Origin of the sequence: Afipia massiliensis, assembly GCF_001006325.2 — a bacterium.
GTDB lineage: Bacteria > Pseudomonadota > Alphaproteobacteria > Rhizobiales > Xanthobacteraceae > Afipia > Afipia massiliensis_A.
The window spans coordinates 1,410,184-1,422,241 of record NZ_LBIA02000001.1 but is presented as its reverse complement, the minus strand read 5'-3'; the positions used below and the strand labels follow the sequence as shown (position 1 = coordinate 1,422,241).

Annotated in this window: 7 protein-coding genes; 2 read left to right on the top strand and 5 right to left on the bottom strand. The window is 64.3% G+C overall.

What is annotated here, in order from left to right; all coding sequences use genetic code 11:
• Positions 1-298: 298 nt before the first annotated feature.
• Both accD and YH63_RS06655 read left to right on the top strand, forming a co-directional pair.
• A complete protein-coding gene (gene accD, locus YH63_RS06660) occupies positions 299-1,213 on the top strand; it encodes an acetyl-CoA carboxylase, carboxyltransferase subunit beta (protein WP_046828279.1) in 915 nt (304 codons plus the stop codon).
• 110 nt (positions 1,214-1,323) lie between these two features.
• Positions 1,324-2,568 (top strand): bifunctional folylpolyglutamate synthase/dihydrofolate synthase, encoded by a 1,245-nt coding sequence (locus YH63_RS06655; RefSeq protein WP_349642977.1) that lies wholly within the window; start codon positions 1,324-1,326, stop codon positions 2,566-2,568.
• An 890-nt stretch (positions 2,569-3,458) separates the two neighbouring features.
• Here YH63_RS06655 and trxA read toward each other — a convergent pair.
• The 5 genes from trxA to YH63_RS06625 all read right to left on the bottom strand — a co-directional run bounded on the left by trxA (position 3,459) and on the right by YH63_RS06625 (position 11,960).
• A complete protein-coding gene (gene trxA / locus YH63_RS06645) occupies positions 3,459-3,779 on the bottom strand; it encodes a thioredoxin (protein WP_046828281.1) in 321 nt (106 codons plus the stop codon).
• A gap of 207 nt (positions 3,780-3,986) precedes the next feature.
• Positions 3,987-7,505: a double-strand break repair helicase AddA gene (addA, locus tag YH63_RS06640; RefSeq protein ID WP_046828282.1), complete on the bottom strand. Its 3,519-nt coding sequence runs from the start codon at positions 7,503-7,505 to the stop codon at positions 3,987-3,989.
• Entirely contained in the window at positions 7,502-10,660 is a 3,159-nt protein-coding gene (addB, locus tag YH63_RS06635) for a double-strand break repair protein AddB (RefSeq protein WP_046828283.1), read from the bottom strand. Before addB ends, addA begins: the two co-directional genes overlap by 4 nt.
• An 81-nt stretch (positions 10,661-10,741) precedes the next feature.
• Positions 10,742-11,464 carry a nucleotidyltransferase family protein gene (locus tag YH63_RS06630; protein ID WP_046828284.1) on the bottom strand — a complete coding sequence of 241 codons (723 nt, stop codon included), beginning with the start codon at positions 11,462-11,464 and terminating at the stop codon, positions 10,742-10,744.
• Between the two features lie 172 nt (positions 11,465-11,636).
• Complete coding sequence (locus YH63_RS06625; RefSeq protein WP_046828285.1) at positions 11,637-11,960, bottom strand: pilus assembly protein PilZ; 324 nt, start codon at positions 11,958-11,960, stop codon at positions 11,637-11,639.
• Between the last annotated feature and the right edge of the window lie 98 nt (positions 11,961-12,058).

The window sequence follows — 12,058 nt, the reverse complement described above, 5'->3', positions numbered from 1 at the left end:
TCGAAGTTCGCCTGAGATTGAGGCTAATTCTGAGCGAACTTCGAATTCAAAGGGACGCTGGCTGACTAAATATCAGCGTGGCTTTAGTTCAGAAGTTCTCTTCTGCATTCGCAGCAGGTATGAGAGAACTTCTGAACTGCCACGCTGGAGGCGGGTGAGGGGTCGTTCCGGCCACTCATCTCGGTTAAAACCCCTCACCCGGCTCGCACCTTGCTACGCGCGGTGCTTGCCACCCTCTCCCACAAGGGGAGAGGGTTTGACCATCGCGCCGACTGAGCGATGTGCATGGAGTCCAACGATGAACTGGTTGACCAATGTTGTCCGGCCGAAGATTCGCAGCATCCTCAAGCGCGAAACGCCGGAGAATCTCTGGATCAAGTGTCCGGATTCCGGGCAGCTCGTATTCTACAAGGATGTCGAACAGAACCAGTTCGTCATTCCCGGCTCGAACTATCACATGCGCATGGGTGCGGTGGCGCGGCTGAAGTCGATTTTCGACAACGAGACGTGGTTCGATGTCGCGCTTCCCGAAGTGACGCCGGATCCGCTGAAGTTTCGCGACGAGCGCAAGTATGCCGATCGCATCAAGGATGCGCGCACCAAGACCGGCATGAACGACGCGGTGAAGGTCGGCTACGGCAAGCTGGAAGGCAACGCCGTCGTGGTCGCCGTGCAGGATTTCGATTTCATGGGTGGTTCGCTCGGCATGGCGGCCGGTGAGGCGGTCGTGAAGGGTCTTGAACTTGCCGTCGAGAAGAAATCGCCCTTCATCATTTTCGCGGCCTCGGGCGGCGCGCGGATGCAGGAAGGCATCCTCTCGCTGATGCAAATGCCGCGCACCACCGTGGCGATCCAGATGCTGCGCGAGATTGGCCAGCCTTACATTGTGGTGCTGACCAATCCGACCACGGGCGGCGTCACCGCCTCCTACGCCATGCTGGGCGACGTGCAGATCGCCGAACCGGGCGCGCTGATCGGCTTTGCCGGTGCGCGCGTGATCGAGCAGACCATCCGCGAAAAGCTCCCCGAAGGTTTCCAGCGCGCTGAGTACCTCAAGGAACACGGCATGGTGGACATGGTGGTGCATCGCCACGACCTGCGTGCGACATTGGGGCGTCTCTGCCGCCTGCTGACCAAGGCGCCGGCCGCCGAGAGCTTCACCACCGCTGCGCCGTTGCCGCCTGACGTGCCCGCGGTCGCGTCCCCGGCGTGACCTCGCCTGCGGCCAAAGATCCGTCCAAGAACTCGTCGCCGTCCTACGACGACATTCTTGCGCGCCTCGCATCGCTGCATCCCAAGCGCATCGATCTCACGCTCGACCGGATGTGGCGGATTCTCGACCGTCTCGATCATCCCGAGCGGCGCATTCCGCCCGTCATCCATGTCGCCGGCACCAACGGCAAGGGATCGACGGTGGCGTTCCTGCGCGCCATTCTCGAAGCGGCCGGCCTGCGCGTGCATGTCTATACATCGCCGCATCTGGTGCGCTTCAACGAGCGCTTTCGTCTGGGCCGAGTGGGCGGCGGTGTGCTGGTCACCGACGACCAGTTGCGCGCGGCGCTCGATCACTGCGAGCGCGTCAATGGCGGCGAGACGATCACGATCTTCGAGATCGAAACCGCCGCGGCGTTTCATCTGTTCGCCGAACATCCGGCGGATGTGGTGGTGCTGGAGGTCGGCCTCGGCGGGCGGCTCGATGCCACCAACGTGATCGATGCGCCGCTGGCCAGCGTCATCACGCCGATCGGCATGGACCACATCGAATTCCTCGGCGACACGCTGACCAAGATCGCGACTGAAAAGGCCGGCATCATCAAGAAGGGCGTGCCGGTGATCTGCGCCGAGCAGCCGGGCGAGGCGATTGCGGTGATCGAGCAGACCGCCAAGCGCGCCCGCGCGCCGCTGCATGCGGCGACCGAAGGCTGGCATGTCAATGTCGAGCATGGGCGGCTGGTTTATTCGGACGAGCGCGGCCTGCTGGATCTGTCCGCGCCGCGGCTGTTCGGGCGGCATCAGTTCGACAATGCCGGGCTCGCGATTGCCACGCTGCGCGCCATCGATTCCCTGAAGATCGAGCCGTCCGCGTTCGAGCAAGGCATCGCGCGCGCCGAATGGCCGGCACGGATGCAGCGGCTGACGTCGGGCGCGCTGGTCGATGCCGCGCCGAAGGACGCCGAGGTGTGGCTCGACGGCGGGCACAATCCCGACGGCGGCCGCGTGATCGCGGCAGCGCTCGGCGATCTCGAGGAGCGGGTGTCGCGCCCGCTGGTCGTGATCGTGGGCATGATGGGCAACAAGGATGCCGGCGGATTTCTCGCGAATTTCGCCGGACTGACACGGCATATCATCGCGGTGAAAATTCCCGATCAGGACAATACGATGGCGCCCGAGGTGCTGGCCGATGCCGCGCGGCAGCTCGGCATGCGGGTCGAGACGGCTTCGAGCGTCGAGGCGGCGCTGCGATCGGTCGCGAAGCTTGCCTATGAGGTGCCGCCGCGCATTCTCATCACCGGGTCGCTGTATCTGGCGGGACATGTGCTGACCGAGAACGGAACGCTGCCGGCGTAGTTGTAGTGCTTTGCCAACGTCGTCCCCGCGAAAGCGGGGACCCATAACCACCGAACGTCGTGGTGATGGCCAGACGATTGCTCCAGCATCTTTCTCAAGTCGATGACTCTGGGAGTATGGGTCCCCGCTTTCGCGGGGACGACCCGGAGAGGTTTGGAACAGCCTTCGAAACATTTCGTGATGGGCATACCAATCCCCGCGCTCCGGACCTCTCTTATGTTCGACACGTCCTGTTCATGAGGGGCGCTTCTCGAGGGCGCTTTTGAAGCGGAGCAGGATGCGGCGCCTGCGCACGTGTCTCGCACACACGTCGTCCGGGAGGCTGGGGTCAGCGTCCGGGCCAACTACGTGGCTCTGCCTTGAGTGGCTGGACGCGGACAGGATGAAGGCGGCGAAAGCCGCCGGATCGGGGCGTGAAAGCGCTTGTCCTGTCCCGGAAGAACGCTCCCCTCGCCCAAAATCCCGCAATGGAGCGCCGCAAGGCGATGCGCTTCCTTCGCAAAGGAAGCGAGACAACACATTTGCGCCTCGCGGCGCTCCATGCCCCTCCCTTTTAAAGGGGCAAAACTGAAAACCAACTCGCGCAATGCGCGAGAACGAACTTGCGTGCGCAAACGAAAGTGGCTGTTTGAAAATTGAATCTGGAAAGTCGCACGCTGTCGCGTCACACTCAATCGTCGTCCCCGCGCAGGCGGGGACCCATAACCACCGAACGAGGTGATGATGATACGAAGACTGCTCTAGCATCTCCCTCAAATCGGAAACTCAGGGCGTATGGGTCCCCGCCTGCGCGGGGACGACCGTGAGAGATCTCTCAAGACCTCAGCAAGACGCCCAAACAAAAACGGCCAGCTTGCGCCGGCCGTTCTCAGATTCATCTGAACGCGCGATCAGACCGCAGCGGTGATCCACTGCTGCAGCTTGGCCTTCGGAGCTGCGCCGACCTGACGCGAGGCCATCTCGCCGCCCTTGAAGATCATCAGGGTGGGGATCGACATCACGCCGTACTTCGACGCGGTCTTCGGGCTCTCGTCGACGTTGAGCTTCACGATCTTGACCTTGTCGCCCATGACACCGGCGATCTCGTCGAGCGCTGGCGCGATCATGCGGCACGGGCCGCACCATTCCGCCCAGAAGTCGACCACGACCGGGCCGTCCGCCTTGAGAACTTCCGCATCAAAATCGTTGTCCGAAACCTTACCCACACTCATGTGATCTGCCTCATTGGATGAAAGGCGCGGGGTCTGTTTGAAGAATCGCGCGCAAGAAACGTAGGACCAACCTATGAATGCGCCCCTGCGGGGTCAAGGCTGGTCACCGCGACGTGTTCCATCGGCCGCCGCCGGCTCAGCGCCCGGAATGGGCTCCGATTCAAGGGGTTAACCCCGCCATTCGGGCCATGGACGGCAGGCAGAGCCTCAGGAAACCAGCGATTGCAGCTCTGCGTCCAGCGCGGAGGCCGGAATTTCCATCATGGCGGCGGTTTCTGTCCACAGCAGTGCACAGCGCACCTTCCGGCCGGGATAAAGCCGCTGCAGCACATCACGATAAAGCGCGAGCTGCCGCACATAGGCCTGCGGGGCCTCGGCAGCCGAGCGGGGCGGGGCATGATTGGTCTTGTAGTCGACGATCAGGACATCGCTCGCTGTCACCACCAGCCGGTCGATCTGGCCGGACACCAGCGCGGGCGGGCGGCCGCGCCGCGCCACACGGCCCGCGATCGAGACTTCGGCGCGGCTGCCTTGCGCAAACAGGGGCGCGAAGGCGGGCGTCTCGATCAGCGCGATCACTTGCTCGGCGAGTGCGGCGCGTTCGTCTTCTGTGAAAAGCTGCTTCGCGTTGCGCTGAAGGAAGTCGCGCGCGGCGGTTTCGCGCCGCTCGATGACAACATCGGGGAGCGATTGCAGCAGCCGATGGATCAGTGTTCCGCGCCTCAAGGCACGTTCGCGCGCGGTGCGGGATTCGTCAGTGACGATCGCGCGGCCTTCCGCATCGGCCTCGGATGGATCGGAGGGACGCAGCAGAATGTCTGCGGGCGTTTCCCTGGGCGCGGGAGTTTTCAGCCAGCCCGGAAATTGCGCGAGCGCGAGCATTTCCTGAACCGGTGCAGCGGTCTCTGCCGGCGGTTGGGCATCCGCGAGACGCGCATAGCGTTTCACCGGCCCGAATCCGGTTTCAATGATCTCGCATTGCAGGCCGGACTCTGGGTCTGCGAGACCCTTCTGGATGAGATCGTACCACGACAGCTGCCGCACGGACCGCATGTTGCCGGGGAGCACGCCGCCGACGATCAGGCGATCCGCCGCGCGCGTCATCGCGACATACAACAGCCGCCGGTACTCGTCTTCGGTGTCGGCTTTCATGGTGTCGCGCGCCGCCGCCACCACAGGAAGATCGTAGGCCTTCTTGCCGGCCCACAGCACGACCGCCGGTGCGTTCGGTGCTGCGTTGCCCTGCGGCATGCGAATGAGGTTCATCCGCTGGGTGTCCGCCGGCGAAGTGGTGGTGTCGACAAGGAACACCACGGGCGCTTCAAGGCCTTTTGAGCCATGCACCGTCATGACGCGCACTTCGTCGCGCGCGATTTCCATGTCGCGCTTCACTTCGGTGTCGGCGGCGCGCAGCCATGCCATGAATCCCTGCAACGAGGCGGGCGCTTTCCGCTCATAGGTCAGCGCCAGTTCGAGAAATTCATCGATGGCGTCGTCGGCCTCGGGCCCCAGCCGCTTGAGAATGCGCGCGCGGCCGCGATCGCCGCCGAGCAGCCAGGCGTAGAACGAAAACGGTGTGGTCTCTGCAAATCGATCTTCGTAACTTTCTAATCGCTTTAGAGCTGCTGCGATCTTGCTGTTGTCCACGGCGTGTTCAGTAAGCGCGTCGCGCAATGTGCCCTTGCGATGCGGTGCAAGGATTTGAAGATCGTCGTCGTCGAGACCGAACAGGGGGCTTTTCAGCGCCACCGCCAGCGCCAGATCGTCGCGCGGCAACAAGAGCGCATCGGCGAGATTCATCAGGTCGATGACTGCGATGTGCTCGGTCAGCTTCAGCCGGTCGGCGCCGGCGACGGGAATGCCGGCATGCTTGAGCGCCTGAATGATGGCGTCGAAGGCGCGGCCGCGCCGCCGCACCAGCACCAGCATGTCGCCGTAACGCAGCGGGCGTCGTTTGTCGCGCGGGCCAGTCATGGTGCGCGCGCCGATCAGCGATTTGATCTCGTTCTGAACCCGCCGCGCCAGCCGTACCTCGGGACTGGTCTCGGCGATGGCGTCGAACGCCGCGCGCCAGCCCTCAACGTCGTCGCGCGCATCGGGAACCTCGATTTCCCACAGATCGACCAGCGCAGGCGCGGCGTCCTGCAGCGCCATATGCGGCGGCATTCCGTCGAGGTCGGTGGTGATGCTCTTGTAGATCTCGGATGTCTTGAACGTGCTCGCGACCGCCTGCAGCACGCCTTCGCCTGAGCGGAATGAATAGGTGAACGACACCGGATCGAACCGCAGTCCGGCGGCTTCAAACCGTTCTTTCATCTCGCGGCGGCGATGATCGAACTCGCGCGGCGCGGCCCCCTGGAACGAGAAGATCGACTGCTTCTCGTCGCCGACCGCGAAGATCGTGCGCTTGACGCCGTCGCGCGCGCCTGCGCCCGAGGTGAATTCGGACGTGAGCCGTTCGATGATGTCCCATTGCCGCGGGCTGGTGTCCTGCGCCTCGTCGATCAGGACGTGATCGATGCCGCGGTCGAGCTTGAAGTGCACCCAGCCGGACGACACGTTGGTCAGCATGTCGTAGGTCTTGTCGATCAGATCATCGTAATCGAGCAGGCCGCGCTCCTGCTTTTCGCGCCGGTAGTTTGCGGCAGCGACAGTGGCGATCACAAAAAGCGCCAGAGCACGGTCGCGCTGCATGACCGCGCGTCGTTTCTCGTCCAGTTGAAGGACGCGTGCCTGCTCCGCATCCATCCGCGCCGCCAGCGAGGACTGCAGCTTCGCGAGCGCCTTGGTCATCAGGGTTTTGCGAGGCCCCGTGACGCCCTTCACTTCCGTCAGAAAGATATCGAGATAGGCTTCGACTTGAGTGCGGTCGGTAAGACCGTCGGCAATCCGGAAGCGCTCGGCCTGCGTGACATCGGCCGGGCTGCCGCCATCGAGCGCCGCGGCGACCGCCTGCCACTCGCTGCAAGGCAGGTTCGGTCCATCGACAATCTCCCGCTCGACATCCTCGATGCGCACATCGGCGCCGACCCCGAGGGCCTGCGTGACTTGCTTCAACGCAGCGTCAAAGCTTCCGGCGCTGTCCGACCATTTGATGAAATGATCGCGGCTCAGACAAGCCTCGCGCACCACGTCCTTGAAGGTCACATCGGCGGCGGCGGACATTGCAATGTTGAGCGCCCGTCCGGCCGCGCTGTCGGGCGCGCGGGCGGCTTCCAGCAGCACCGCAAGATTGGCGCGCTCCATCATCTCGTTCTGGTCGCGATCATCGAGCACCGCGAAGCGTGCGGGCACGTTGGCCTCGAACGGAAACTGCTGGAGCAGCCGGGTGCAGAGCGCGTGAATGGTCTGCACTTTCAGCCCGCCGGGAGTCTCGAGCGCGCCGGCAAACAGTTTACGTGCGCGCAAACGAGCATCTGCAGTGGCCGCGGGCGCGCCGATGGCACGGATCGCCTCGTCGAGTTCGCGGTCGGGCAGCGTGACCCAGCGGCCCAGCGTCTCGAACACACGCTGCGCCATGTTGGCGGCAGCCGCCTTGGTGAAAGTAATGCAGAGAATTTTCTCCGGCGGGACGCCGGTGAGCAGCAACCGGATGACGCGGTTGACCAGCACATGGGTCTTGCCCGATCCGGCATTGGCCGCGACGAAGGCGGATGCGTCGGGATTCGATGCGCGCACCTGCGCATCGCGCACGGCATCGGGGATATTCTTGCGCGGAGAACTCATTCCTCGTCGTCCCCCATGCCGCCGGCGGACCATTCCTTGATGCGCGCGAGGTTGTCGTAATTGCCGTAGCGGTTCTCCCACATCGGCAGGACGACGGAGCGATAGGGCGTGTCCTGATTCTCGAATTCGCGGATCAGGCCTTCGAGCTTCTGCAGGGCCTCATCCGCCGCTTCATCTGGCGGCTGCGGTGTGTCACTTTTGTTGAGCTTCAGTTCCAGCACGGTTGCCTTGCCCGGCGGGTTGTTGCCGCTGAGCCGGACGTAAACCAGCTCGCCAACCGACGCGCTGGCGGGGATGTTGTCGAATCCGCCGCGGCGCAGGATTGCCGCTTCCAGTGTGAGCTGGGGCGACAGGCCAAGACGCACCTGCTTCGCGCTCGGCGGCTGGCCGGTCTTGTAGTCGAGGATCGCGTAGCTGTTGCCGGTGCGATGCTCGATACGATCGGCGCGTGCGGAGAGTCTGAACGTGCGACCATTGTCCAGACGGATTGGAATCTCGCCGCGGATTTCGGCATCGACGCGGATCACGTCTGACCGCCGCCGGGCTTCCCAGCCGGCGAACCAGTCGGCGATGCGCAGGAATCGCGGCCACCACAATGCTCGCGCCTCGGGACGCTCCATCAATGGCGCAAAGTGCGTGCTGCCGATCTCGCGCAGCGCTGCGGCGACATCATCCGGCAACGCGTTCGCGAACCGGGCGGTGAATTCTCCCAGCGCCTCGTGGATGGCCGATCCGCGATCCGCTGCGGTCAGCGGCATGTCCACCGGATCGAGCGGCGTCAACTTAAGAATGCGCTTGGCGTAGATCGTGTAGGGATCGCGCAGCCAGTCCTCGATTTCGGTGACCGACATGCTGAGCGGACGAAGCGCGACATCCGGCTTCGGCTCCGGACGCGGCATTGGTGCGACATTGTCCGGCCGATCGAGTTCGTTGGCGTAGCGGACATAAGTGTCGCCCTTGTCCTTGACGCGTGCCCAGAGGTCTTTTCCGGCCACGGCTTCCATCCGGTGCAGGAAGCGTGAGGCTACGGCAGGAGCGCCGCCGACTTTCGCCGCGCGCGACAGGATGACGTCGCGGGTGCCGAGCAGTTGCGCGAAGTCGTGGGCCGACAGTCCGATGCGCCGCTCGGGCAGATCGAGACCGAGCTGATGCCGCATCGGGCGGCTCAGCCACGGATCGACGCGCGGCGCGGGTGGCCACACGCCTTCGACGAGACCGCCGAGAATTACGCGGTCGCACTCCGTCAGACGCGCTTCGAGCGGGCCATAGATGCGAAGCGACGCCACCGACTGCGGCCGGCGCACGATGCGGTCGCCGAACGCCGTCTGGAACACATCCGGATAGTCGCGGGGAGCGAGCGTCAGGCCGCTTGGCGCGGGTTTGTCGTCGGCGGATACGCCGCAGGCCTGAAACAGGTCATCGAAAGCCTTCGACAATGCGCTGCCATCGGAGTCCTCGAAGGCGAGAGCAACGCCCTTGTCATCGCCCGACAGGCGCTTGAGGACTTCGTAGTGATGTGCCGCATAGTCGATCAGGTCATGCGGCTTGCCCGGGCGCAGATCTTCCAGCGGCTTGAAGGCCGCTGCAAGATCGGTGATCAGCGCCTGCACGGCATCGAGTGATGCTGCATCGAGTTGCGCGCGCGGTTCGGAGCGGTGGATCGCGGATGGTTCCTTGCGCCGTAGTTTCCCAAGCTCAGTGCGGAACCGCGCGAAATCCCGCGCCAGTCCTTCGCTGCCCGCGGCCGGCCGCGTACCGCGCAACAGCGCCAGTTCGAGATCGCCGATGGCTTTGGTGAAAGCGCCTTGCGTCTGCCCGAGCCGGAACAGCGGATGTTTCAGCAGCGCCAGCAAGGAGGGAGGTGCAAGTTCCTCCGCGATGGTTTGCGCCGCGAGCCGCGCGAAGATGCCGGCCGACGTATCCATCAGGGAATCGCCGCCGGAATCGTCGAAGGCGAGATTCCATCGGCCGAGCGACGCCATCACGCGGCGCGCCAGCGCGCGGTCGGGCGTGACGAGCGCCGCGGTGAGATTGTGTTCGCGCGCCTCGCGCATCGCCACTGCGATGGCCAGAGCCTCCATCTCGGGATTGGCGGCTTCGATCAAAGCCAGACCCTCGGTGCCGGTCGCGATACGCTGCGCGATCGCTTTGTCGGCCAGTTGCGTGTGCCACTTTTCGCTCGATGTCGCGGGACGCATCGTCTCCGATGTCAGCACCTCGCGGCCGTGAGCTGAGGGAGCCGCGAGCGGCTCGACGTCCCTGCGCTTGATGCCGAACCGCGCGAGCAGTCCGTGCAGCGCGAACTGCGGGTGGCTCCACGCCGCCGGTGTCGCAAGGATATCGCCAGCGTTCACGGCGCCGCCGATCGAGTCCCACGCAGCGGCGTCGAGATCGGTGTCGAGGCCGGGCAGCACCACCGCGCCTTGCGGCAGTTGCGCGATGGCTTGCAAGAATTTCGCTGTGGCCGGCATCGATCCGGTGGAGCCTGCGGCGATCACCGGACCCCTTTGGTTCGCCGCGAGTCGCTTTGCTTCCGCGGCGATCAACATATCGCGCCGCGCCGCAGGTTCGATACGTTCGAGCTGCGCGAGGTAGGCGGGCCAGGTTTCCTTGGCGATTTTCAGGAACTTCAGCGTGTGCTGCCAGTAGATGTCGAGTTCGTCAGGCACGATGCCGTCGAGGGCGTCCCAGCCGACGCCGCGCGTCACCATGTCGTCCATCAGCCGCGCCAGATCGCTAGCCAGCGAGAGCGTCGATGCGGGGCTGCCGACGACGAGCGATGCCGGCTGCAGGTTGGCCCAGGCGGCGACAAGCCGCGCCAGCGTCAGCCTGCGCTCGAGATCGTCCAGCTTCGGCGGAAGAACGGACGCTTCAGGGCCGCCAAGCTGCCCGTCGTCGGAGAATTCCAGCTCATCCTCGTCGACGCTGCCGAGGGCCACAATGCGCGGCAGCACGACCGCGTCGGTTTGCAGCACATCGAGAAACACCTCGCGCGCCATGCGCCCGGCGCGCCGTGTCGGCAGATAGAGCGTCGCGTCCGCCAGCCGTTCGGGATTCGCGCGCGCGTCAAATCCCGCGACGAGCCGGCCATCGACAAGCGCCGAGATCACCGTGTGAAGAAACGGCGCAGATGGAGGGACGTTGAAAACGCGCATGAAAGTTCCGATTCGGGATCGGCATCATGGCATGCGAAGGGTGGGCGAGGGGAGTCTTGCGCGGGAGCGATTTGGGCGCGTTTATGCCACGCTGGCGAGCAGGGCTTCTTCTGCGGCCTCGACGGCTTCAGGCGTGCCGACATGCATCCAGAGACCATCGAGCCGCAATCCGAACAGCCGCTCCTGTTCGTTGGCGGCGTCGAACATCTTTGTCAGGGAGAATTCGCCGGAAGGCGCGTTCTTGAAAATCGCGGGCGACATGATGGCGGCGCCGGCATAGACGAACGGCACCACCTGATGCTCCTTGCGTTTGCGCAGGGCGCCGTCGGTCAGCATCGCGTAGTCGCCCGAACCTGCATAGCCGATGCTGTTTGCTGTCGGCGCCATCAGCAGCAGGATGTCCATCCGCGCCGGATCGAAGGCGTCTGCAAGACGAAGCAGATTGGGATGCACGCCGTCGATCCACATCGTATCCGCGTTCAGATGATAAAACGGCGCATCGCCGAGCAGCGGCAATGCTTTCACCACGCCGCCGCCGGTGCCGAGGACCACGTCGCGTTCGTCGGAGATCACAACGTGCGGCGACTGGCGGGTTTGGACATGCTGGACGATCTGGTCGGGAAGGTAGTGCACATTGACCACGGCCGTGGTCACGCCCGCTTCCGCGAGCCGGTCGAGCACATGATCGAGCAGCGGCTTGCCGGCAACCGGCACCAGCGGTTTCGGCATCTTGTCCGTCAGCGGCCGCATGCGGGTGCCGAGACCGGCTGCGAGGACCATAGCTGAAACGGGTTTGGTAGGCATATTGGTGTGCATCTCAACTGGCCCGCGCCGACCCTTGGGGCCGCTCGCGAAAACTGGCGGATGCCGAGCATAGCATCCGAATCGGCGCCGCGCGCCGGCGGCTCAGGCTGTAATGGCACTTTGTGACAGCGGTGCGACTGGGTGGCGAAGAGGATTTTCGCCGGCCGCAGCGTCAAATTTCCACAACCTGCGAGCCTGAGGCGCGGCGGGCAGGCTTCTTCTTGGCGTCGGGTTTCAGGAATCCCGCGCCGATCTGCTCGCCATTGACCCAGGCCAGCTCGCAGCGGCGGTAGGCCAGTCCCGTCGAGGACAGCAGCAGGAAGAATTCCTTGAGATTCAGGCCTTCGACGGAGCCTTCGACAGTCAGCTTCGCGCCGGTCTCGGAAATGTCCTCAACCAGACAATTGCGCCGCCAGGTCCCGTCAATGCCCATCAGGTGAGCTGCAAAACCGCGCTCGAAAACCACGCGGTCGCCCACACGTCGTTCAGCTGCCATAAAATGTCACTCCGCTCGCAATTTATCGATCGTCCGCGTTGCATCGCCGGGGCTGCGCTGCACAGTCGTCGGAACCCAAATTACCGGCTGGCTGGCTA

Coding starts and splice junctions, on each gene's coding strand:
- accD (WP_046828279.1), top strand. CDS start 299: ATGAACTGGTTGACCAATGTTGTCCGGCCGAAGATTCGCAGCATCCTC.
- YH63_RS06655 (WP_349642977.1), top strand. CDS start 1,324: ATGTGGCGGATTCTCGACCGTCTCGATCATCCCGAGCGGCGCATTCCG.
- trxA (WP_046828281.1), bottom strand. CDS start 3,779: ATGAGTGTGGGTAAGGTTTCGGACAACGATTTTGATGCGGAAGTTCTC.
- addA (WP_046828282.1), bottom strand. CDS start 7,505: ATGAGTTCTCCGCGCAAGAATATCCCCGATGCCGTGCGCGATGCGCAG.
- addB (WP_046828283.1), bottom strand. CDS start 10,660: ATGCGCGTTTTCAACGTCCCTCCATCTGCGCCGTTTCTTCACACGGTG.
- YH63_RS06630 (WP_046828284.1), bottom strand. CDS start 11,464: ATGCCTACCAAACCCGTTTCAGCTATGGTCCTCGCAGCCGGTCTCGGC.
- YH63_RS06625 (WP_046828285.1), bottom strand. CDS start 11,960: ATGGCAGCTGAACGACGTGTGGGCGACCGCGTGGTTTTCGAGCGCGGT.